The organism is Mesorhizobium sp. C372A (assembly GCF_030323245.1).
GTDB lineage: Bacteria > Pseudomonadota > Alphaproteobacteria > Rhizobiales > Rhizobiaceae > Mesorhizobium.
Genome location: NZ_CP100475.1, coordinates 384,693 through 406,768 on the forward strand (window position 1 = coordinate 384,693; position 22,076 = coordinate 406,768).

Annotated in this window: 14 protein-coding genes and 12 pseudogenes; 13 read left to right on the forward strand and 13 right to left on the reverse strand. The window is 56.1% G+C overall.

Annotated features, from left to right (window positions below; translation table 11 throughout):
- Positions 1-71: 71 nt before the first annotated feature.
- From NLY42_RS01740 to NLY42_RS01765, 6 genes and pseudogenes are all read right to left on the reverse strand, one after another.
- Entirely contained in the window at positions 72-2,771 is a 2,700-nt protein-coding gene (locus NLY42_RS01740) for a lyase family protein (RefSeq protein ID WP_023756087.1), read from the reverse strand.
- Positions 2,768-3,826 carry a cysteine synthase family protein gene (locus NLY42_RS01745; protein WP_023756086.1) on the reverse strand — a complete coding sequence of 353 codons (1,059 nt, stop codon included), beginning with the start codon at positions 3,824-3,826 and terminating at the stop codon, positions 2,768-2,770. The genes NLY42_RS01740 and NLY42_RS01745 overlap by 4 nt, the downstream gene beginning before the upstream one ends.
- Before the next feature lie 10 nt (positions 3,827-3,836).
- Positions 3,837-4,784 (reverse strand): GHMP family kinase ATP-binding protein, encoded by a 948-nt coding sequence (locus NLY42_RS01750; RefSeq protein WP_023756085.1) that lies wholly within the window; start codon positions 4,782-4,784, stop codon positions 3,837-3,839.
- A 1,248-nt stretch (positions 4,785-6,032) separates the two neighbouring features.
- Entirely contained in the window at positions 6,033-6,788 is a 756-nt protein-coding gene (locus tag NLY42_RS01755) for a LuxR family transcriptional regulator (RefSeq protein WP_023756082.1), read from the reverse strand.
- Between the two features lie 214 nt (positions 6,789-7,002).
- Positions 7,003-7,254 (reverse strand): annotated as a pseudogene (locus NLY42_RS01760) (integrase core domain-containing protein); the annotation flags it as partial.
- 7 nt (positions 7,255-7,261) lie between these two features.
- Complete coding sequence (locus NLY42_RS01765) at positions 7,262-7,423, reverse strand: hypothetical protein (protein WP_023756080.1); 162 nt, start codon at positions 7,421-7,423, stop codon at positions 7,262-7,264.
- A gap of 478 nt (positions 7,424-7,901) precedes the next feature.
- Here NLY42_RS01765 and istA point away from each other — a divergent pair.
- Both istA and NLY42_RS01775 read left to right on the forward strand, forming a co-directional pair.
- Positions 7,902-8,997, forward strand: a pseudogene (gene istA / locus NLY42_RS01770) (IS21 family transposase); the annotation flags it as partial.
- 51 nt (positions 8,998-9,048) lie between these two features.
- A pseudogene (locus NLY42_RS01775) lies at positions 9,049-9,477 on the forward strand (ATP-binding protein); the annotation flags it as partial.
- A 178-nt stretch (positions 9,478-9,655) separates the two neighbouring features.
- On the opposite strand, the pseudogene NLY42_RS01780 reads toward NLY42_RS01775, so the two are convergent.
- Both NLY42_RS01780 and NLY42_RS01785 read right to left on the reverse strand, forming a co-directional pair.
- Positions 9,656-10,550 (reverse strand): annotated as a pseudogene (locus NLY42_RS01780) (IS110 family RNA-guided transposase); the annotation flags it as partial.
- Positions 10,551-10,737: 187 nt separating this feature from the next.
- Positions 10,738-10,916: pseudogene (locus NLY42_RS01785) on the reverse strand (transposase); the annotation flags it as partial.
- 264 nt (positions 10,917-11,180) lie between these two features.
- On the opposite strand from NLY42_RS01785, the pseudogene NLY42_RS01790 reads away from it, so the two are divergent.
- Positions 11,181-11,363, forward strand: a pseudogene (locus tag NLY42_RS01790) (IS21 family transposase); the annotation flags it as partial.
- Position 11,364: 1 nt separating this feature from the next.
- On the opposite strand, the pseudogene NLY42_RS01795 reads toward NLY42_RS01790, so the two are convergent.
- Positions 11,365-12,249, reverse strand: a pseudogene (locus tag NLY42_RS01795) (ISAs1 family transposase); the annotation flags it as partial.
- Between the two features lie 117 nt (positions 12,250-12,366).
- Positions 12,367-13,104, reverse strand: coding sequence for a class I SAM-dependent DNA methyltransferase (locus tag NLY42_RS01800; protein ID WP_023756071.1), 738 nt, complete (start codon positions 13,102-13,104; stop codon positions 12,367-12,369).
- A 993-nt stretch (positions 13,105-14,097) separates the two neighbouring features.
- On the opposite strand from NLY42_RS01800, the pseudogene NLY42_RS31950 reads away from it, so the two are divergent.
- Both NLY42_RS31950 and NLY42_RS31955 read left to right on the forward strand, forming a co-directional pair.
- Positions 14,098-14,526, forward strand: a pseudogene (locus NLY42_RS31950) (transposase); the annotation flags it as partial.
- 176 nt (positions 14,527-14,702) lie between these two features.
- Positions 14,703-14,952 (forward strand): annotated as a pseudogene (locus NLY42_RS31955) (integrase core domain-containing protein); the annotation flags it as partial.
- Here the strand turns inward: NLY42_RS31955 and NLY42_RS01810 are convergent.
- Positions 14,932-15,102: pseudogene (locus NLY42_RS01810) on the reverse strand (transposase); the annotation flags it as partial. The pseudogenes NLY42_RS31955 and NLY42_RS01810 sit on opposite strands and share 21 nt — an antisense overlap.
- A 142-nt stretch (positions 15,103-15,244) precedes the next feature.
- Between NLY42_RS01810 and NLY42_RS01815 the strand changes: the two are divergent.
- Positions 15,245-15,574 carry a transposase gene (locus tag NLY42_RS01815; protein ID WP_198022233.1) on the forward strand — a complete coding sequence of 110 codons (330 nt, stop codon included), beginning with the start codon at positions 15,245-15,247 and terminating at the stop codon, positions 15,572-15,574.
- A gap of 584 nt (positions 15,575-16,158) precedes the next feature.
- On the opposite strand, the gene NLY42_RS01820 is transcribed toward NLY42_RS01815, so the two are convergent.
- Positions 16,159-17,253: a D-alanine--D-alanine ligase family protein gene (locus tag NLY42_RS01820; protein WP_156933847.1), complete on the reverse strand. Its 1,095-nt coding sequence runs from the start codon at positions 17,251-17,253 to the stop codon at positions 16,159-16,161.
- 521 nt (positions 17,254-17,774) lie between these two features.
- Here NLY42_RS01820 and NLY42_RS31960 point away from each other — a divergent pair.
- The 7 genes and pseudogenes from NLY42_RS31960 (at position 17,775) to NLY42_RS01840 (ending at position 20,821) form a co-directional block, all read left to right on the forward strand.
- Positions 17,775-17,951 carry an autoinducer binding domain-containing protein gene (locus NLY42_RS31960; protein WP_502882141.1) on the forward strand — a complete coding sequence of 59 codons (177 nt, stop codon included), beginning with the start codon at positions 17,775-17,777 and terminating at the stop codon, positions 17,949-17,951.
- A gap of 140 nt (positions 17,952-18,091) precedes the next feature.
- Positions 18,092-18,142: pseudogene (locus NLY42_RS31740) on the forward strand (hypothetical protein); the annotation flags it as partial.
- A 91-nt stretch (positions 18,143-18,233) separates the two neighbouring features.
- Positions 18,234-18,398, forward strand: coding sequence for a LuxR C-terminal-related transcriptional regulator (locus NLY42_RS31745; protein ID WP_198022232.1), 165 nt, complete (start codon positions 18,234-18,236; stop codon positions 18,396-18,398).
- Between the two features lie 278 nt (positions 18,399-18,676).
- The gene (locus tag NLY42_RS01830) at positions 18,677-18,871 is read left to right on the forward strand and encodes a hypothetical protein (protein WP_198022231.1); all 195 of its coding nucleotides are present in this window, start codon (positions 18,677-18,679) and stop codon (positions 18,869-18,871) included.
- Positions 18,835-18,945 (forward strand): acyl-homoserine-lactone synthase, encoded by a 111-nt coding sequence (locus tag NLY42_RS01835; RefSeq protein ID WP_198022230.1) that lies wholly within the window; start codon positions 18,835-18,837, stop codon positions 18,943-18,945. The genes NLY42_RS01830 and NLY42_RS01835 overlap by 37 nt, the downstream gene beginning before the upstream one ends.
- 171 nt (positions 18,946-19,116) lie before the next feature.
- Positions 19,117-19,773: a DNA -binding domain-containing protein gene (locus NLY42_RS31750; RefSeq protein WP_353623135.1), complete on the forward strand. Its 657-nt coding sequence runs from the start codon at positions 19,117-19,119 to the stop codon at positions 19,771-19,773.
- Positions 19,774-20,062: 289 nt separating this feature from the next.
- The gene (locus NLY42_RS01840; RefSeq protein WP_031244944.1) at positions 20,063-20,821 is read left to right on the forward strand and encodes an aspartate/glutamate racemase family protein; all 759 of its coding nucleotides are present in this window, start codon (positions 20,063-20,065) and stop codon (positions 20,819-20,821) included.
- A 234-nt stretch (positions 20,822-21,055) separates the two neighbouring features.
- Here NLY42_RS01840 and NLY42_RS01845 read toward each other — a convergent pair.
- A pseudogene (locus NLY42_RS01845) lies at positions 21,056-21,742 on the reverse strand (IS5 family transposase).
- Positions 21,743-22,076: the final 334 nt, after the last annotated feature.

The window sequence follows — 22,076 nt, forward strand, 5'->3', positions numbered from 1 at the left end:
CCACTCGCCGGGACACGACCCGTTGCCAGTGCAAGGTGCCAGTACCATTGGACGTTGTCCAACATCCTCTCCTAGGTGGCTTGGTGCTTCTCAATGAGTTCTTTCACGTTCTGTTTGCGGTGCATCTCAGCGTGCGCCCAGCGCTTCCGCATGTCCTCGCATTTGAGCTGCATATCCCGGAAGAGCGTTTTTGCTAAAGAAACCTGGTCGTCAGTTGATTTCTTTCCGGGTCCTCCTCCGAACTGCAGAGCATCCCTACACTCTTCAAGACTCGCCGGTAACACGCCAGCGAGTTGGCTGGCCAGCTCGCTTCGGCGCTCCGCGGGGCTGCTATCCTCAGACAGTCGTGCGGTGACATCGCGAATCAAGCTGTGGGCGTTCCTGAAAGGAACGCCTTGCGACGCCATCCTTTCGGCGGCGACGACCGTCATCGATGACCCGTCTTCCAAATGTTCGCGCATAGACTGCACGTTGAAAGACATGAACTTTACGATGAGCGATGTGAGGGTCATGGCCCGCTTAAGGGCATCCTCCGCAAGTTTCAGAGGAGAGCAGCCGTAGTTGCTTGCCTCGATCGAGTTGCTGAAAGGCGCTTTGCAGGTAACCGTTGCCGCAGAAACGTATGCGCCAATTACGGTGCTTGCCGATCCCTTAATGTGTTCAAGCAGAAAGGGATTCTTCTTTTGGGGGAGCATTGAAGAGCCGCCGGCAAGATTGTGAGGGATCTCGACGAGGGCGAACTCCCGCGTCGTCCAAACCTGCAGGTCCTGGGCCACACGACTGAGCAAGATTGAAACCCCAACGAAGACTGAAAGTCCCTGCAGGTGATGATCGCGGCTCGCGACCGCATCAAGTGAGTTGAACGACGGAAATTCGAATCCCAAAAGACCTGCGGTTTGCAGGGGATCTATAGGAATGCTGGTGCCTCCGCCCGCTCCGGCCCCCATAGGGCAATTCCTGATGTCATCCAGCAGGGAATGGAGGCGCTGGCGCTCCCGCCCCAGAGCGAAGAAGACGCCAAGCAGGTAGTGCCCTGGCGACCCAGGGAGTGCGATCTGGTATTGACTGTACAGGGGAGCCACAAGTCCCGATGCCTCTTCCGTTCGCTGAAGGAGGGCATCCTGTAAAATACCTATTTCTCGCGAAATTGAACACGCCGCTTCCCGAAAAGCCAGGAGAGAAATGGTCGCGTTTAAGTCGTTGCGGGACCTAGCGAGATGCAGCCAGCCGGCCTTTTCCGGGCCAACTCTGGCGGCAAGTTCGGCCTCATAGGCAAGGTAGAGGCCACGCGGCGCATCGCGGCCCTCCAAAGACTGAAAGCCCTCGTCCTGGAGGTCCAAGATGTGCTTGAGGAGATCGGCAGCGGCTGCCTGGCTGATCAAGCCCTGATCGGCGAGCATCACCAGATGTGCCTCGTCTATGGTCGCTTGGTGCTGCAGAAGGTGGCCATCGCGCGCGATTTCGATAGGCGGAGCGAGCAGCTTCATCGCTTCAGGATGGAGGTTCCACCCGCCCTCGCTTGACCCAGCGACTTGCGTGTTGGCCGTTTCGTCAGTAGGTGTCTCGATTTCGATTACAATTGAATCGATCATCCGTTGCGCTGCCGCGACGGCGGCATTTAGTTCATCAGACACGCCTATGGAGTAGGCTACGCGGTCTCTGAAGTCGCCATTAATTTTAACTTCCACTCCCTCAGATTTCAGAAGACCTGCCTCGGGTGTTGTCGAGTCTGGATTTCGAGAAAAGCCGAGGCGTTTGAGCTTGCCGGATTTATGAACGAGTTGGAAACGGATGGCTCCCGCCCTAGCGCTCGCGTGTGGAGGCGTGAACCCTTCTCCCGCGTAAAGTCTAATCACCATGTCGAGGACTGACGTGCCCAAGGCGTGCGAGAGCATGACTGGAATCATTCCTCCAGCCAGCCTGGGATTGACCTCGATGATGACGGGCCCCGACTCCGCTATCACGAACTCCACATGAGCCGGTCCGAAATTTAGGCCCAGAGCCGACACCGCGCGTGCGGCATAAGAAGCCAATTGCCTGAGGGATGGCTCCGGAAGCTGGGCCGGGAAGTCGTGCCCTACCTCTACGAAGCAGGGAGGCGGGCCTTTGTGCTTGGCAAGAATTCCAAGACAATGCAGCGTCCCATCGTACGCAATTATCTCTGCAGAGTATTCCTTACCCTCCACATACTGCTGGATCAGGATGTCTGGGCTGGGCAGATCAACTTGATCGAGCAGCGCGCCCCTTGCACTCTCAAACGCCTTGATGGCGGCGGCGGCGCTGTCGCACAACCTCACGCCGCTACTACCACTGCCGGACACTGGCTTGACGACCACCGGCAGAGTGGCTTGGGCAAGAATATTCTCGATATCTCTGACGGAAGTGACCAGACGTGTTTTAGGGATCGTGATTGATTGTCGCCGCAATTCGACCGCCTGCTTCCATTTGTTGCGGCATGTGGCTATAGCCTCCGAATTCGCTGCTGGTCGCCCTATCGCCGTCGCGACACGAGACGCTGCTTCCACAAAATAATCCGACGATGAGTATATACCTGCCACCCTGCCTAATTTGGCGGCGACCCCGATGAGTTCATCCGGGCTGCGGGTCTCAGCTTCGATCACTTGGGCGACAGAGCCCTTAAGAAACGGATAGCGCGCAGGATCGCGCGTCACGAGATAGGGCTCAAAGCCGAGGACTCGGGCCCGCTTCATCAACAGTTCGCCAGTGCCCGTTGTGTTGCTTTCCACGAAAAGGAAGCTACCTCGGTTCATGACGCGTCCTCCAGAACGTTTAGGACAGCTTCCCGGCTTCTCCGCTCCCAGAGATATCGGTTCCATGGTGGGACAGCGGTCGAGGGGTGATTTTCTGTTACCGGCGCGTCCAGCAGAGCCCCTTGATGTAGACATTCGTGCTGCTCGAGCCACTCGTGGTCGTAAACAGCGTCGACGTAGCGGTGGCCTTCATCAGGACATATCACGACTAGGGTCTCTCCCGGATATTGCCGAGCACGCCAGCGCCCCACGATGTAGCTCGCTCCGGATGTCGGACCGGCGAAAACGGCATGCCGCTCGTGGAGGGTTCGCGTTGCAGCAATTGCGAGCGGAGCCGAGACGAGATGCACCTCGTCATACAGTTCATGCCTCACGTTCTTGGGGACAAGACTGTTCCCAAGCCCCCGTAGTTTGCGTTCGCCGTCCCGTTGCCCAAAAATGACGCTATTGAAGGTGTCCACTCCAATCAGGCGCGCGCCAGGGGCTTTTTGGCGGAGGCGCTCTATCGTTCCGCAAGTAGAGCCGCCAGACCCCACAGAACCGACCAAAGTTACGTCGGCGTCCAACATCCCCGATATCTGGTCGGCGAAGAGCCCATAAGCTGCGGGATTGTCGGGTGTTTCGTACTGCTGGGGCCAAAAACAATAATGGCCCAACTGTCTGATCCTAGCGTCTAATGCATCAAGGCGGCTTCTTTGATACCCACCCTCCTTCGCCTTTTCAGTTATTATGAACACTTCGGCTCCCAAGGAGTTCAGCCGGTTTTCCAGGCCTCTGTCCATCACTGGGTCGGTGAAGATTTCCAGCTGGAATCCGCGTTCCCGGCAAACTACGGCCAAACCAAGTGCGAAGGTTCCACTCGAAGTCTCGAGAACTTTCATTCCGCGCGTCAAATTTCCTCTATCTAACGCTTTCTCAATAATGTACTTCGCGGGAAGAAGCTTCATGAACGCGAACTGCGCAAGATAGAGGTTTGTCTCACATCTAATGATGCTGGGGAGCGCATAGGCATCAGAATAGCCAGAGAATGGGAGGAGTTTACGGGCAGCGAGCATCTTTCCTACCTCACTGGCAGCCAGTCATGGTTAGATATACTTTCGGCGAGTTGTCGAACGGCGATACATGGGCGATTACGGACCGAAGCTTCCGTGGGAAGTCAGCCGCCATTCGATCAAGCAGGATTCCGATCATTGTGCCGCTGTGCGCGACTATGACGCCGAGCGCGCCAGTGTCCTCGGATATATTCAACATCGAGTTCAGATGCTTCTTTGGAGTCCGCTCCTGATGCAGGAGAGCACTGGCTGTAGCAATTCTGCCTATCGTGGCCGTGTCGCCGCGCGGAATTGCTACGCTGGCGCGGTCGAGTAATTCCTGATACCCTGCTCTGTGAGAGGCGGAAATTTCACCGCGCCGTTGATCATAATCGATAGTTTCGACGATCCCTCCTTCATCAATACCAACGATTGCAAGAGGCGGCATTTGCCCGAGGAAGGAGAGAGGGCTACATGCTCGCTGCTGATAGGCGACCACGCCAGGGTACATCACCCCGTCAGACGGCTCAATCCTGGCCATTAGCTTCTCGATAAACGATGTCCGGACTCTGCGCTTGAAGCTGGACGCGATTGATCGTGCAGTCGCAACGAGATCCGCGGACGAGCTCGCCAGCCCTTTGCCTTCCGGGAGCTCAGATTCCAAAAGGAGAATTCCTCCCGAGACGCCGAGCGCAATCACGAGATTCTCAGCCAGTCGTTTTGCTTTGACTTTATGTGATGGATAGACAGTGACAGATTGTGTGCCTACAATCGGCACGAAGTGAGCTCGCGCAAAAAGCGCGATGGGCATCGTGACCAAGAAGTGAAGGTCCCGGGGAACGGAGCCCAGTGGTAACTGGCCTTGCAGCAACTCGCCGAATGTGCCGCAACAGAGAGCGTCCCTGGGATGAGCCCTTGGCTGTTGCCCTTTCGCGGGGATAATCTGGGCCGAGTCTGCGCCATCGAACGTCTGGTGATACATATATAGTCTCCAAACTTCATCATTGGCCGCTTCGAGAAGTTCTCTGGTCGACACGCTCGCCCCGCTTCCTGGAGGACCGATTGGATGGGTAGAATTTTGGATCGCCATATCACTTCCCGTCAGGGTCGATGCGAGACACGAATCGGATCATCGGCAGATGGGCTCGCGCCTAACTCGGTATACGTCCGATACCTCCAGGTTCCTCACTTCAGACTTTGAGGGAACTTAGCACAGTTAGCGGTTTTGAATTGCAAAGCTTCCGTGAAGTTACTTGCATGATCTGTTGCAAGACCGTGGATGGTGTTAAATGGAGCGCCTCAGCGCGATTTTCGCGCCCTCTACATCATCGCGGTCACCCGCGCCAGATGCCTGTCATCGATGTCTTACCCGCCCGGATCACTGCGTCCCCCTCCACGGGGTGACGATGCAAGTCTCCGCGGAACGGCCGATCGCCGCCCTTGAAATCGCGCTTTGGCCGCTCGCCATCGGCCGCAACCGGCCGATCGCCGCGCGGTGCATAAGGCTTGCGCGGCCCCTCGCGCTTTTCATACGGCTTGCGTTCACCCTCGGCCGCCATGCAGATAGAGACTGTAGAGCGGGCTGCCGCGGAACAGCACGACTTGTCCTGCGCCGCTCTCCAGCGTAGCGTCACAAAACCGGTGCGCGAGCGATGGCTAGGTGTATTATCCCAAGTTTTAATGGTGCATTGTTTTCCTTGGAATGGAAGGATGAACTATGGCCCAGGTACTGCACGGGCGCGCCACGGCGCAGGCGACGGTATCAGAATCGCTGGGGATGGAAAGCGGTGTCATCGAAGCCGCCTTGATTGCCACGTGGCGCAGGCGGCGTCCTGCTAAAGACCAACAAGATCTATAAGGTGTTGGTGCTTGCGCTGCTCGTTGGGGGCGAGTCGCGCGTGTGCGAGATGGTCAGGGCTCGAGGGCCAAGGAGGACGCCCCAGCGCATCGGCTGTGAACGCGAGGAGGCTGCGAGTTCTCGCAAGCGAACGAAGCACCTGCCCGGCATTCGCCACGCCCCACCGGCCGACTGTCTGTTCGGGACTGCCAGGCCCTTAACGTAGTCCGGCCCCTATTGCATAGAGTGCACCTCTTCTCCGGTCACTCCGATCCCCACCGATGGAGCGATGCCACTCAATGATTCTCCTAACGTACGGATCAGAATTTCCAGGATGCGAAGTTATTGCAGAAGTGACATACCTGCCTTTCCCCTCACTATATTGGCGCCGTCTTACAATTTTATTATGCCGGCGCTGGCCGCCTTGATGGCGGCGACCGTTCTGTTAGCGACGTCCAATTTTTTTATCACATTCTTTATATGGAAATTTACTGTATTGGTCGAAATTTTCAGAATTTTTCCTATTTCCCACGAAGATTTTCCTCTGGCCACCCACAAAATGCACTCCTTCTCCCTTTGCGAGAGACTAGCTGGCTCTTCGTTGCCACTCGAATTCGCGAACCCGACGATTCTGAGGTGAAAGTGTAACGCTGCGAGCTCCAAGTATGTGATAGATATATTTTGCAACTCTCGGTCGCAACTCTGAGCGAAACTGACGACTGCAAGGCCACCGTCGGGGCGGTGCAATGGAATGCTAATGCCCGATCTTACACCAAACGTCGCAGCCTCGTCGAAAACGCGACGTTCGGCTTCTGTCGTATTTGAGTCGTTGTACACGTCGCTCCAACGAAAGGCGCCAGTCCGCTTTCGGCTTGTCTTAATGATGGGATCTATTTTTTCGTAGCCCATATCGAAATAACGTTGCTGCCATTCATTAGGATAATTCAGCATGACTGCAGGATCGCGCCGGACCGGCATTAATAATTTCTGATTGGGGTTAAGAAGGCCATATGCGATCCAGGGGCAATCAAAATTCAGGGCAAAAGCACCTACTAAGCCGAACAGCTTTTCCGGTTTAGCGATACCATGAGCCTGGTCGAGAAATCGGCCGAACTCGACCGCAAATGCCTTCTTGGTTGCCACTCGCATATCCGTCGAGGGGACCAAAGAAACCCGGTTGGGAACTCCGATTACCAACTTTCCAAGTTGAGGACCTGCAGTCATCCGCGGGCTTTCATAGTTTCTGTTTAGCCGTAATCGCGCAGTGTGTTCACTGTTGCACAAAGCTGCCGGACTTAGGCCGCCGTACTCGGCAGACGGGCACCCCAATGTCTACTCCAGCCCCGCGCGGCATAAAGTTATTTTATGTTAAGTTCATTGAGTGCTTTGTGAAAGTCATATCATAGTAAAACTCTCGAATAATGCATTGACAGATGTGCTTGAACTGGGTTAGGCCGCTGAGGCTCTTCAGGCGTTTGGCGAAATTGTAGGCGTCGAGGAATGTTGCCAGGTGGGCACGCAGCCGATCATGATTTTCGTAGTAGTAGCGGCGCACGGTGGCTTCCTTGATCGTGCGGTTCATCCTGTCGACCTGACCATTGGTCCACGGATGTTCGGCTTCGTCAGATGGCGATGCGGGCGCAGGCTACGTCGAAGGAATGGGTTCGGAAGATCCCCTTGCGCTCGATGATGGCACTGATCTCGGGGACGCTCCAGCTTGCGCCTTCGGGCACTGTGAAGTGAATGCCGTTGTTGGTGAGAACAGTGCGGATCTTGTAGGGCACCAGTTCGATCAGCTTGCGCAGGAAGTCGGCCGCAACACGTATGGTGGCGCGTTCAGGCAGTTCGGCGAAGTGACAGTCGGTCGGGTGCAGGCATGTATTCGGCCTTTGAGTGCGGCCTGTTCATGCCGCTGGCCCTGATGAAGTCCGTGGATCGGATCCCAGACGGGTAAACGCGCTTTGAGCGGCACCCACTGAGCTTTGTCCGATCCCGGTTCGACCGTCCACCGTCAAACCATCAGCACCTCATCAATCTCTGCGTATCCTCCGCGACTACGTCACGCTGCCGGCGAAGTTGCGAAGCGCTTGCCCGTAGTCATCAGCGCCCAGACGATCCGCGCCATCTTGTTCGCAACAGCAACGGCGACTGTGGTTTTCATGGAATAGGGACCCGTTTGAGGGGTCGTTTTCATGCAAACGGGACCCCCTTAACGCAGGGGCGTGACACTGCTTCCGGTTTAATCGGAGGCATTTGTTTTGGATGTTGGTTGTGGAGACGATTGCAAAGATACGCCGGCTTTCGCTGGTTCAGGGAAATCGATCAAGCAGATCTGCCGAGAATTGAAGGTCTCTCGGAAGGTGGTCCGTAAGGCCCTGCGTTCGGGGCAGACGGAGTTCCGCTACGAGCGCAAGCATCAGCCGTTGCCTCGGATGGGCGCATGGCGCGATGAGCTTGGGCGGCTTTTGGCGACCAATGCGACGAAGCCGTCACGACGGCTGACGACCCGGATTTTTGAGCAGCTTCGCGATCTTGGCTATGACGGCAGCTACAGCTCGGTCTGGCGGCATGCGCCGGCCTTTGAGGAAGAGCGGGGCAGCGCCGCCGCCGATGCGTATGTTCCGCTGATCCTCGCGCCGGGCGAAGCCTACCAGTTCGACTGGAGCCACGAGATCGTTGTCCTGAACGGAGTGACGACGACGGTGAAGGTGGCGCATATGCGGCTGTGCCATAGCAGGATGTTCTTCGTCAGGGCCTAATCCGCGCGAAAGCCAGGAGATGGTGTTCGACGCGCACGATCGGGCGTTTGCCTTCTTCCGGGGCACACATGAAGACGGCTGTGGAGACGATCTTCATCGGCAAGGAGAGGCAATACAACCGCCGCTTCCAGCAGATGTGCGGCCACTTTCTTGTCGAGCCGGTGGCCTGCACGCCGGCGTCGGGCTGGGAGAAGGGCCAGGTCGAGAACCAGGTCGGGCTGGTGCGCGAGCGCTTCTTCACGCCGAGGCTCCGCTTCAAAAACCTGGAGGAACTCAACGCCTGGCTGCTCGACCGATGCATCGCCTATGCCAGGGTACACCGGCATCTTGAACAGGGCGATCGCACGGTCTGCGAGATGTTCGAGGCCGAGCGCGGCAACTTCATTCCCTATGCCGGCCGCTTCGATTGCTTCCACTGCATCCCGGCCTCGGTGTCGAAGACCTGCCTGGTTCGCTTTGACAACAACAGATACTCGGTGCTTTCAAGTGTCGTCGGCCGTCCGGTGGAAATCCACGCCTATGCCGACCGCATTGTCATCCGCCAGGACGGCGTGATCGTGGGGGAACATGCCCGCTCCTTCGGGCGCAGCGAGACGCTGATCCGCGAACTCGCCAACGGCACCTTTGCTGCCGATCAGCGCAACGCCGTTCTGGTGGGCGGAACCGGTACCGGAAAGTCGCATCTGGCGATCGCCATCGCCCGGGCGCTGATCCGCTCCGGCCTGCACGGCCGCTTCTACAATGTCGTCGATCTGGTAATCAGCTGGAAACCGAAACCCACGCTGGCCGCCAAGGCCGTATTGCCGATCACCTGACCCGGCTCGACTTCGTCGTCATGGACGAGCTCGCCTATCTGCCTTTCGCCCAGGGCTGGCGGGCAACTGCTCTTCCATCTGATCAGCAGGCTCTACGAGCGAACCGCGATCATCGTCACCACCAATCTCGCCTTAGGCGAATGGCCGAGCGTCTTTGGTGATGCCAAAATGACCACCGCCTTGTTGGACCGGCTCACCCATCATTGCGAGATCCTCGAGACCGGAAACGCTTCCTGGCGATTCAAAAGCCGCTCTCAAAGATAAAGCCGAAAACGAAAACTCAGCCGCACCCGATCAGGCTGTGCAACCCCGACCAGCTACGCCTGATCGGGTGCTCGCCGTCGTGCCCTTCACACGCCAAAACCAGGGTCCCTTTGGGCGAAAATACGGGGGCCCGATTCCGTGATCATTGACAGGCGACGACATTATAGGCCTTCTTCGTCAGAAGCTCGGCAGCCCAGCGGGTAGGCGCTGCTTTCCTTGCGGCTGAACCTGAGGACGGCATGTGCGCCAACTACAAGCAGTCGGCGGGTATAGGGACCGCCCTGCTTGCTGATCCGACCGAGCCTATCCTTTCCTCCGGACGAGTTCTGTCGCGGCACGAGGCCAAGCCAAGCCGCGAGTTGCCGGCCGGATTTGAACAGGGAGGCGTCTGTCACGGTTGCAACGATCGCGCCGGCGGTGATTGGACCGATGCCGGGGATCGTTTCCAATAGCAGGCTCAGTTCATTCGAGCGGTGCCAGGTTTGAATCGGATGATCGAGTTCACGGACCTTCTCGTGCGCCGCCCGTAGCTGTTCGACCAAGGGAACAAGCGCATCTCGGGCAAGCGGGGGGATAAGCTCGTCATTCTCGTCTTCGGCGAGCCCGATCAGCCTCCGGACGCCGGCAATGCCCTGGCGCGTCACAATCCCGAACTCGGCCAGGTGGCCGCGCAGCGCGTTCACCAGCATGGTCCGCTGTCGGACCAGAAGCTCACGAACTCGATGCAACATCAGCACACTTTGCTTTACTCGCTCTTCACCGGAACGAAGCGCATGGACGGCCGCGTCACTGCCTCGCAGATCGCCTCCGCGTCCGTCACTTCATCTTCTGCCGTTTGACATATGGCTTCACATAGGAGGCTGGCATCAGCCGGATCTTATGACCCAGCCCCATGAAAACGCGGGCCCAGTGATGGCTCATTGCGCAGGCTTCAATGCCGATCAGGAATGCTGGCAAAGACGCGAAGAATACGACGACATCGTCGCGACGCAGCTTCCGGCGCACAACCACCGTGCCCTCCGCATTGAAAGACGTGCTTGGCGACATCCAGACCGATTGCTAACCTTCTCCATGGACGGCTCTGACCTCGACAGCCATTGTGATGCCGGGAGCGGAGGCCGTCCACCACATCAGGTCAGTTTGCCGCGATAGCCAGGACAGGTCAAGCACACGATCAATTCGCGCCAGAATATGATCTTCAGGAACACGCTGCCGAAGCGAGCTTTGGGGGCATCAACGACGGCCAGTATGATATCTTCCCAGAATGATATCTTCCATGCCGCGGTTCTTGAGTTCGTTCATCACCGGCAGCCAGAACTTGGCGCCTTCATTCTGCTGGAGCCACAAGCCGAGCGCCTCCTTGGCACCGTCGGTGCGCACGCCAGCACGAGGCGGATGGCCTTGTTGCGGACCATCCCTTCATCGCGGATTCTGACCCGGCGCGGAAGGGTCCGGCTTCAATGTATTCGTTGTTAAGACGGATTCTAGTGAGTTGAATGTGTCGGTGCTCACCCTCGATCTGCACGTTGCGTGTTTCAGAAATTCGAGGACACCCATTCCGCTAATTCGCGGACAGCGATTTCAGTCATTACGGGACAGTGATTCCGCTAATTCCCGGACAGTTTTCGGGGCGGATATAACGGTCGGTTCTCGGGAGCGCCGTTCTGGCATTTTGCCCTCTCATCATCGGGTTGAGAGGGGCCATGCCAAGACGGAAGCAAGCGAGACGGACGACAGTGAAAGACCTACGATCAATCCTGCGCCTGACGCATGAGCAGGGCCTCTTGGTGCGTGCGGTCTCGGAACGGCTGAAGATCAGCAAGACTTCGGTTTCGACCTATCTGTTGCGGGCACGTGAGGTTGGCGTCTCGGACTGGCCGCTGCCTGGCCGCGCACGGGATTGGCGGCCTGTTGTGCGCTGAGCGTTGCGGAGGAGATATAATATCTGGCCTCGATACGGCATCGATCCTTGAGTTCGATATGCGCGGCGACGCGGACGATCGAAGCGGCGGCGGGCAGGCGCAATTCGTCGGGGAAGCGGCGGGTGCCGGAGAGCCAATCGGTTTCGCCGCTGAGGGTGACGGTGCGCTGCTCGACGCGGCCATGGGCCTTGCCGAGATCGGTGGAGTGATCGAGTCTGTCGGCGGGCGCGTCGGCGAAATAGGCTTCGATCTCGCTCCTGATCGTGGGTTGGTTGGCCTTGACGGCGAGCAGGTAGTCGGCGCCGGCGTCGCGGATTGCCGCGGCGACGGTGGCATTGGTGACGATGCATCGTTGGAGACGAGTGCGCCCTTGAGCCGTCATCCTTGCCTAGTCGCTCCAGCAGGATGGAGATGGCGGTGATCTCGTTGCTCTTGTCGGTGACGGCTTCCTGGCCAAGTACGAGGCGCGCGCTGTGGTGGCGAAGTGGGGTCTTGTCGGCGCTCCTGTCGTGGCTGCGGCGCGAGGTCTTGCCGTCGATGGCGACGAAGTCGGGCTTATCCGGCCAGGTCTCGCGGACCCAGGCACTGAAAGCGGCCGAGAACAGGGACGGGTTGATGCGGTTCATCAGAATGGTCAACCAGCGCCCGCCTGGCAGGCCGTGGTGGTAGGGCATATAGCGGCGCAGGAAACGGAGATGCGCCTCCCCCATTCGGCGATGCCGTCATAGTCGTCGCAGTCGCAGATCGTGCCGCAGACGACCACAAACAGCACTTCGGGCAGGGGATGTGCGACCTGCCACGGTTCGCGCGGGTCTTCGATTGCAGAAAGGTGCTCCAACAGCGCCTTCAGGCGTGGCTTCTCGAAACCGGCTCCGAATCTGGGAACCCAATGGAATCAGATCAGCCGCAACCCCAAAAGCGCTTTAACCCGACTTCGTAGCCCTGTCTGCGCCGGCTCGAAGGTGGACTACAGGGTAGTTCGGCGGTAAACTGAGATATGACGTTTTGACCCTGTAGTGAACGCACCTCTTGCCCAATCTCCCCAACGCTCCGCTAGCTTCAGCCCTACGCATTCGGCCATGGTATCGAGTTCCTGATGATAAACGTAGCGGATGCGATGCGGTAAACGTCTGACCGATGTATCAGAAAACCAGAGAAGGGTCGAGACTAAGTTTTGCTTTAGAGGATCATGGACATCTGCAATCAGGATTGTATTCTCATGGTCTAAGAGAATTGTACTTGTTTTCTGGCCGTTGACTAAACCATCCAGTTCCGGCACAACGATTTCTATCACCAGTACCCCCTCGTCCTCCAGTGCCTCTGCGGCAGATCGAAGGCAGGTTAATTGCGATTCGCGTGTGAAGAGCATTGTGAACGTGTTATAAACGCAATACACCAACTTGTAGCGTTCCTCTGATCTGAAATCCGCAATGTCCCCCTTCCAACCCTTGACCTTATCAGTGCGCTTGGCGAGAAGTTGCAACATGCTGTCCGAAATGTCGATACCTTCGACCCTTACGCCCCGCTGGCTCAACGGAAGTGCCACACGTCCGTCACCAATACCGAGTTCAAGGGCACTGCCTCCACCGGCAAGTCGCTCGAGAAAGGCGGCAGTCTCGTCTGCCTCAGCGATCCTACCTCGGATACTGGTATATTTTTCATAGACCGAAGACCACTTTTCCCCATACATGACGTCGTTAGACATATTTGAATCCTCTCTGCGTGATTGCCGTCTATTCAACTTAGTCGAAATCTTGTTCCTTTCTAATTGCTTCGATTGGATTGGACCCTTGGAAACTCGTCACGGCTCTCAGCCATCGAGTTGACCAACCAGCTTCACAGAATGCACGTCGCTGTAGAACTGGGAGCGCATGCGCGCCACGCCCGCTAATATAGGAAGGCCCCAACTCGCCAATAATATCTCCGTAGTCGACCCGTTCCGTCACCAGAAACTGTCGGAGGATGTTGTGCTAAGTTAAACAGTCAGGCGAAATCATCGATGCAGACATCGAACGGCTCCTTTGCTGAATGAACATCGCAATTTAGAGCTGCAAGTGCCATGCCATAATGGAAAGCGGTTTTAGTTCATTATCTTGGCCGTTTGGTGTCCGATTCTGTGTGTGGCTACGGCCCGGGTTTGTCAGCTTCCGACACGATCAATCATCGGACCGCGGAGGCCACCCTATCTAACAGGCTTCTCTGATGGGTTTGAGGTGCAGCTTCGGTCGGCATCCCCATCGGTCAACGCCAGGTACGCATCGACTAGAAGCCTGACGGTTCTCCATCAAACTATGCATCATGAAGCAAAGCTTGGCCTCCTTTGCCCGTGCGATAGACCCGGGCATTGTGCACGGCCGTTCCTTTCGCAAACGTGATTCTTTTCGAGAATGCCGAGCATTATTCATGCCGAATCGGGAGCTTCTTGAGAAAACAACGCTTTGAGCTGAGCTTTGTGCTATGTCCGACACAGCCGCGTATTTAATCGGACATTAATCTACGCTTATCGCAAAAACCAGGCCGATCCGAATACCTTTTGTCGCTCTCGGCCGCCAACCAGCCTGACTTTGCCGGTCTCGTGTGCCACAACTTCCTACAGAGAGCTGAAGACCGGCTCTTTACTTTAGGAGGCTGTTGAAAAAGGCACTCGCCGCCGGACCACTGCGTGCTTCACTGTTCCGAAGGGATTCCGAGGTGACGAGTGCGCGGCGGCGACGATCGAACTGGCGAACTGTTCAGCTACGCGTGACGTGGACCTTGAAGCCCGGGTTCGGCGCAATCATCCGTTGGGGCGATCCGGACGATTGTGAATGAAGCCCTGTTGGCGCTGGGGCGCGAGTTCGCGGCGCTGTACTCGTCTATCGGACGGCCCTCTTTCCCGCCGGAGAAGCTGCTGCGGGCGATGCTTTTGCAGGCGATTCTATTCGATCCGCTCGGAGGGCTTTTGATGGAGCAGCTGGAATACGACCTACTGTTCCGCTGGTTCGTCGGCATCGGCATCGACGGCGTAGCCTGGGACCATTCGGTGTTCTCGAAGAACCGCGACCGGCTGCTTGAGGGCAGCATCGCGGCGAAGTTCCTCAATGCAGTTCTGGCGCAGCCCAAGGTGAATACGCTCCTTTCCACGGATCTCCGCGCTCGCAGCGCATCCGGGAAAGTCGCGAGGTGCGGCCATGTAACGAACTCGGGCTCTCAGCCCACGGTCTATTGACGGCCTGCCTGCACCTTCGTGCTCCCGGTGTCCCACGTTCTGGATGGGCTCACCATAAGGCCGTTCCAAAACAAGAACAGCAGGGACGAATAGGCACCAAAGACCACATACCGGATAACGGACAGGTCGAGCGGATGAACCGCACGATTAAGGACGCAACCGTCAAGCGCCACCACTACGAAAACTCGCGACCAGTTGCGACGCCACCTCGCAGACGTCGCAGCTTACAATTTTGGGCGCCGGCTGAACACCCTGAAGGGGCTCACATCCTACGAGTTCATCTGCAAACAATGGACCATCGAGCCCGAAAAGTTCAGGCTCGATCCAGGCGCCAACAGATCGGGACTTCTTGAGGTTGCCCGGATCTTCAATGGCAGTGGCGAAGGAGGTTGCGGTGATCGCCGATGCCAGGGGTCGACTTGAGTATGCGGCATGCCTGGGTCTGACGTGCATCTGCGACAGCTGGCGCCCAAGCTCGGCGGCACGAATGCGAATGCCTCGCCAGGAACATCGGCAGCACGGTAGGGCATCAACACATCGAGACCGACATATTCTCCCACGGCTGTTCGACGAGATCGAAGAGCCCTGCGAGCAAAGCGAGACAAGGCAGCGTCTGGCTACGATCCCAGGCGTGGGCATGTTATCGGCGACGATCGTTGCGGCGACGACGCCGGATGTCGACAATTTCGACTGCGCGAGGGACTATGCCGCTTGGCTCGGCCTCACACCCAAACCCACTCCACCGGAGGCAAGCAGAGGGAGGCCGGATCTCGAAGATGGTATCCGACGGTTGCTCTACCTCAGCGCCATGGCACAGATCTTGCTCAGACGTAGACTCAGGCGCGAGCCGGGGTCGGATTGGCTATCGAGCATGCTGATCCGGAAGAAAACGAAGGTCGTCGCCATCTACTTGGCGCATCGCATGGCAAGAACGATCTTCGCCCTCCTAATGGAGGGATCGCGTTGAGCTCAGGCAGCCTGACAGGCTCTCGGAATGGTCAGGGCAAAGGGTGGTGATGGCAAACAGACGGAGACGAAGAACCAGGAAACCCCGATCAAAAGCCCCTCGATCGCGCTCGATTGAGTGGGACCTGTTCTCCAAGCGGATATTCATCAGGGCGCGCAGCGATCTCACTGCAAATCAGACGCCGTATACATGGCCGCAACCGACCCGTCGCCAATCCGATCCGACACCCTTAACCCGCAGGGCCCATCATACGGCGGCAAGTAGAGCAGGCTCGCGTCAGCGGCCTCGATCGCGTCGCCATGCTGATCCGCCTCGCCATCCATCCTCCGAACCGGGACAGTGCGCCATGGCCATCCCAGTTGGAGCGTCGATACTATCGGTAACAGGCAGCGGGATTCAAATACTCGCGGGACTCAAATACTCACTTCTCTTGACAAAGGCCGAATGGCTGAGCTACAGCTATGTCACACACAAGCAAGTAATAACAACTGGTCGATATCAGGCACAAACCATGGCAACTTTGAGCAAAATGTAGCAGCGACTTAACTTTAGTTGTCTTGTTGCCGCAGAGCGATGGAATATTACTATTTGATTTTAACAATATGGTCTTTCATCGTGTAAGGTCTTGAATGCGATGCAATCGATGCAATTAACTCGACAACGGTCATGCCATGACTTTGAAGGACCATCTCGAAGATGCTCCCCTTAGCCAATCCCGGAATGTAATTGCACTCTAGGAAAAATATATTGGAGTCAGAATCGACTCTGAAGTCAAACCTGGAAAAATTGAGAAGCTCTATAGAAGATGCGATCTTCCTTGTTATGTGCTTTATCCTCTGAGAAACTATATCTTTTCCGTCAACTATCGTTTTCTCAACGAGGTTTCCGTCGTTCTTTTCGATTGGACCAAAAAAGCGACTCTCGGTTTCAATTTTTGCGACTGGCAGCGGTGTCACGTCGCACCAACCAACTATACATCCGCAAGAATATTCGTCGCCATCAATGAATTCTTGCAATAATGCCGCGGTATCATACTTAAGTATTGTCTGAATCAGATCAATAATGTTGGCCTCACATCCTGCCGGATTGGGAAACAAAGCAGTAAACAGGGATAAGCCAAGCGAGTTGGGCTTCACCACAACTGGACCGCGAAATGAGTGTGCAATTTGTATTGCACCATCTAAATTTCTACAGTTTATTAGCGCAGTCTTCGGCATCCTCACAACCTCAGGGGGCAATAGCGATGACACGAATGACGACATTGCATACTTATTCATCGTCAATGATGCGACTTGCGGGTCACCGAACGTGCCTTTCAAACCTGAAAGCGCCGCAATCGTCTGAACTCCACCGTCCTCGCCAAACTGCCCGTGCAACAAATTCACAACATACTCTTTGCGTTCTCTAATGGCGTCGAACGCCATTGACAGTGTTGATCCAGGAATCACGTCGATATTAGAAATACAACCCTGGAACTCAGAAAATGTAAACCCGTTATTGAATGCAATCTCACGAACAAGACTATCCTGCCGACTCAGGTGATATAAATGCCTTATGGAGAATGGCCGTTGGTCGGGGGCAATGGCCAAGTATGAGGAGATACAGTTGTTTAATGATGAGATTGACGAATCATATTCTGTCGAGAGGCCGCCGAACATAAACGAAATTTCAAGAGGCATTTTTCGGTTTCCTTAACCGTTGAAAGAGACTAGAGCATAGCGTATGTAAAACGTTCCATGACCTATCAACTCTGGCAGGTTGAGTTCGACTATCGTACTGAGTTGGGAAACAGCAAGCTGCTCAATTCGTAGCCGCAGTGTTGGATTCGGGACCGCCCCTTCGGAACACCCAGGAGACACGGCCGTGAAGGGTTCCCGACGATAGCTCAACAGGCCCGCAAACAGACGCCTGACCACAATGAAGTGCAAACCAAAAGAGGACACCGTCACTTGGAGATGACGCTCGCATGAGGTTGGCGTGGCCAAGAGCGTCGTTGAAGCACATATCGCCGGCCCAAGGCGCACCGGCCCGGCATCGAGCTTAGGCTCCTGCCGGCATTTTTTTTCTGGACTGCGCTTTGATCGAGCTGTCCGCGCTCCGGTATATGGGGATGACAAGCCGTCTGCGATTTCACTGCAGTTTAGCTATGCAGGACGTTTTTCATAGATCTGTCGAGCAAATCGCGGACAGCGCTAACGCGATGCACCTGCGCGACGCTTTGGCGGAGATTGCCTCTTCGCTCGATTTGCCTTCTTTCGCCTGCCTTTTCCCTTCGCCTAGCGTGGGCCGCAAGGTGCGCCTGATTTCGACCTACCCTCAATCCTGGAGGGATCGCTACTTCACAGTGGGTATGAAAGCTGGACCCGGTAATCCATAAGGCACGTAGTCGTCAGGAAAAATTCCGCTGGGATTCGCATGGCGCCGATCTTGGTCTGTCTAGGCCACAGCGACAATTGATGGATGACGCGACGCAATCGGCTCATTGCGGCTATAATCCCGATCCATGATAGCGGCGGTATGTTTGCAGCACTGACCTTCGCCTCCGATGAAGGGCAACCACTGTTCTTCCGCGTGATTGACGGATGTGACCGCGCGCTGCAGCTCTTCGCGATATTCTTCCATCTCCATGCCTGTCGTAAGCTAGGCCGACGGCAGGATCGTGGATGGCGTTGCCCTATCCCGAAGCGAAATCGAGTGTCTGAAGTCGGCGGCTCGCCGCAAGACGGCGTGGGAGATCGGCCGCATCTTGGGGATCAGTCGGCTCACAGCGGCCTATCATCGTGACAATGCCAGAAAGAAACTTGGCGCGCCGGCAGTTACTTAGGCAGCTATTCGGCTGATACTATCCAGGCCATCTCTTCACCTGATCTCCCAGAACCTGGGAACATGCGCAGGTGCTATCAACTCCGGTCTTTGCCTTCAATCGCAAGCGTTATCCACGCGCGGGAGAGAGGCCATCATGATGCAGTTGATCACGCCGGATTGCTCCGCTGAGTTCAGCGACGGCTTGATTGGGACGTTTCGTTCAGCGGCGGCTATGAGGTCGATCCGTTCGACGCGCTTCGTCCCCGCGAGGCCCTTTTGCCGACCACCGGACCCACGATGCTGCGCGACAGCTTCTGCGCTCTCATTGCAGACCGTTCGGCGCCGGAAGATCCTCGGGTTTGGGAAAGCAGCCGTTTTGCGCTTGATCTGCCGCCTTCCGCGCCGAAACAGGCGGGCATCGCTATTGGCACCTACGAGCTCCGGGATGGTCGAGTTTGGTTTGTCACGCGGTCTGCAGCATCGTTACCGTAACAGATCTGCGCGTAGAGCGGATCTTGCGTCGCGCCGGCTGGCCACTCGAACGGTTGTCCGATCCGCAAACATAGGCAACACGCGCGCCGTTGCTCGTCACGCGGAATGGGCATCAGCACGCCCTTGTCGAGGACAATGGCAGGAGCTTGCAGCTGGCTGTTTAAGGCGTAAGCCTCATCGAATTTGTGCGATTGACTTCCTCCGTCTTCTAGCCGCCTGAGGAACTCATGCAACGCCTGAACGGGATGGACTGTCTGAACGGCCTCCGTTCGACCAAAACGCTGCAATCGGGATTCTTTCCGACTCGAGCCCCCTCGCACGCGGTTGCGCCGAGTCTTACGTGCGCTCGAGGCTCCATCGCTGGCGCGCCACACCGCCAGATCGGCCTCGCCCTCTTCGGTAGACTCCACGTCGAGCGCAACTGGGCCGATCCCAGTGACCATCTTCGTGACAGCGTCCGCCGTGCAGTCAGACGCGGGCGCTCGCTTATGAACGGTCCTGCCGGATCGATACTGCCGTCGCTTTCATGGGCACGTCGAGACCGATACACTGCTTCATGGCTGTCCTCCGTTCGATGCCTGGGCCCGGTGTCGATCGTGAGCCCGTTCTTCACCCTATCGGGGGGACAGCCTCCCGCTCTAGATGTTCCACCATCGCCGCCACATCTTAGGTGGCCATCGCTCCCGCGAGTACGTCATGTTCGTTCAATCCTGAATCCCTTTAAATTGCGACACGCTTTAGTGATTGATTTTGCGTCGGGCGTGACGCAGGTCGAGCGTCAATCGATGCCAAATGCCACGCAAAAAACGGCGATCAGAGTTACGAGTGGTTCAGCCGGTCGCGGGCGTGACCAGCGTCAACCACCAGATTTGGTAGTTTCTGAAAACGTGAAGGTACAATAAATGTATGTCCTTAGCGACATGGGGCGCCGAAATGACGTTTGCAGTTTTGTTTATGTCCAGGAGGATTTCGACAGAGCGCTTTCAAATCAAGGGCGCTCCGGTGACCCATATGGTGCATCGTTGCGGATGGATAGGTTCACAGTGTCGCCATTAGCTTCGTCAGCTTCGTCGCGATTGCCTAGTGATGCCGTTAGACTACAAACGCAAATTCCAGCAACACGTAAAGGTGAGGATAAAAAAACGCAAGTCATCAGGTCGCAGAAGCTCTTCAAGTATTCGAGATTGGGTTATGAACAAAATCGGAAATAAATATCGACGAATCGGATTGGTTGGCGGCGTTAGCTGGGCTTCGTCTGCCGAGTATTACAAACGTTTTAACATGTTAATGGAAGATTCGGACGAGCTTGGTATAGTATTGGTAGATCTTAACTTTAAGCATATTCGCGAAGCTCAAGAGAGGGACCTGGTCGATAAGGAGATGGAAATAGTCGCTGACGGGATTCAGAGAGCGGTGGATGCGGGTGGGGAGATTATACTGATTTGTTCAAATACTACTAGCCGTACGATCAATCGAATCAGAAAGCAGACCGACGTTGAGATAATCAGCTTAATTGATTGCGTATACTTGCATCTTGAGCGAGAACAATTTAGGGAGAGTCTACTTCTTGGCACAAGATATACCATGGAACGAGATTTCTACCGCTCCGCGATAGCAAGTGAAAATAGGATCATTCACACACCAGAAAGCCGAGATCGCAAAAAAGTTCACCAAATAATATATGGAGAGCTATGTAGAGGACGCATATTGCGCGAATCAAAAATCTGGTTTTGCAATATGCTCGAATATTACAGCGCGAAATTCCCCAACCTTGATAGCATCATACTCGGGTGCACTGAGCTTTCTTTGCTGGGCATCGCCGAAACGGTAAGTCAATGCGCTGCGATCGACACGATCTCTGTTCACATTGAATGTGCTCTTCGATTGGCATCGAACGAATATAGTCCTCACCGCAACCGAGCGAAAGGTCGGGCAACCTCAAATTTCTAAGGCTCACCGCATCGGCATAGGCGACGTCAGGATCGATCGCGCAATCGCGGTGTCGGGCCTCGCTATCGAGGCGGCGATCTTCGCTTCGGATCAGGTCCGAGCTTGTGACTACAAAGCGCGACAAACAGTGTCCGCCTTGCGCTTCCAGAACATCAGCTGTGCCGGTAAGATTTGCCTTTATGCAGGCATCAAAGTCCCGCTCAGCTCCTCTAACTGACTAAGGCTTGTTGAGAGTCAGCGTGAGTTTATGACGGCAGCTGCGAGGTTGATGAAGGCTGCGAAGCTCTGGTCGGTTTTGTCGGCTCGCATGGCGATACGCTTGAATCCTTGAGAAGAAGTTCTCGATCAGTTGGCGCCATTTGTAGAGTTCCTTGTCGAGCGGCAGAGGAAAAGTACGACGTGAGTGCTGTGAAATAGCGATGTTGGCGCCGCGATCATTCAGGTCGGCAATGATGCTGTTGCTGTCGAAAGCTTTGTCGGCGATCAGGCCGCCGAAACAGACACCATCGATGAGCGGTGCGACACCCACCGTATCGAACCGTTGGCCGGGCAAAAGAGCAAAGCGCACAAGATTGCCAAGCGCATCAGTGAGCGGCAGAATTTTGGTGTTCATGCCGCCCTTGGAACGGCCTATGGCCTGGCTTTGAGTCCCCCTTTTGCGCCCTGGCCGTGGCGATGGACCTTGACGATGGTGGCATCGACCATGGCGTATTCCTCGAAAAGCCGAATGAAAACATTTGAAAACCGTGTTCCAGAAGAAGGTTGGAAGATCGCCCACGGACTTCCTGTCCGCACGATTCAAAGCAAGGCTTCGATGAAGCGGCGATTGTCGCCACCACTTCGTCCAGGATCGGCTGGTTTACCCGGACAATGCGGTTCCATCTTCGCCCATTTGGCGTCCGTCAGCATAAATCGTTTCATCCAAAGCTTGAATCACAATCAAAGCTCAAGGGGAATCCTGAATCTCTACAAACCTTAGGGCTGCCAAATGAAAAATAGGTTCGGCCGTTCGCAAACAGCGCAGCGACAAGTTCCGAATCATGGATGTCGCCGAGTGATCCGATATCCCCTCATCTGCAGGCCGGCCGAAAAGGCTATGCCATATATCGGTAGCCCCATCGCGCTCTCCGCCGCGATCGGAACCGCAGAATAGCCAGGGCTTCCGCAAGAAAGCGCTCTTCGCCGGCTCCGACGGCGGCGCCGAACATTGGGCAACGATCGCTTCGCTGATCAAGACCGCCCAATGCCGTGCGCG

What these genes read in the sequence shown, in the direction of transcription:
- NLY42_RS01740 (WP_023756087.1), bottom strand. Translation starts at nt 2,771, where the DNA reads ATGAACCGAGGTAGCTTCCTTTTCGTGGAAAGCAACACAACGGGCACT.
- NLY42_RS01745 (WP_023756086.1), bottom strand. Translation starts at nt 3,826, where the DNA reads ATGCTCGCTGCCCGTAAACTCCTCCCATTCTCTGGCTATTCTGATGCC.
- NLY42_RS01750 (WP_023756085.1), bottom strand. Translation starts at nt 4,784, where the DNA reads ATGTATCACCAGACGTTCGATGGCGCAGACTCGGCCCAGATTATCCCC.
- NLY42_RS01755 (WP_023756082.1), bottom strand. Translation starts at nt 6,788, where the DNA reads ATGCGAGTGGCAACCAAGAAGGCATTTGCGGTCGAGTTCGGCCGATTT.
- NLY42_RS01800 (WP_023756071.1), bottom strand. Translation starts at nt 13,104, where the DNA reads ATGTCTAACGACGTCATGTATGGGGAAAAGTGGTCTTCGGTCTATGAA.
- NLY42_RS01815 (WP_198022233.1), top strand. Translation starts at nt 15,245, where the DNA reads ATGTTATCGGCGACGATCGTTGCGGCGACGACGCCGGATGTCGACAAT.
- NLY42_RS01820 (WP_156933847.1), bottom strand. Translation starts at nt 17,253, where the DNA reads ATGCCTCTTGAAATTTCGTTTATGTTCGGCGGCCTCTCGACAGAATAT.
- NLY42_RS31960 (WP_502882141.1), top strand. Translation starts at nt 17,775, where the DNA reads ATGCACCTGCGCGACGCTTTGGCGGAGATTGCCTCTTCGCTCGATTTG.
- NLY42_RS01830 (WP_198022231.1), top strand. Translation starts at nt 18,677, where the DNA reads ATGCTGCGCGACAGCTTCTGCGCTCTCATTGCAGACCGTTCGGCGCCG.
- NLY42_RS31750 (WP_353623135.1), top strand. Translation starts at nt 19,117, where the DNA reads ATGGACTGTCTGAACGGCCTCCGTTCGACCAAAACGCTGCAATCGGGA.
- NLY42_RS01840 (WP_031244944.1), top strand. Translation starts at nt 20,063, where the DNA reads ATGAACAAAATCGGAAATAAATATCGACGAATCGGATTGGTTGGCGGC.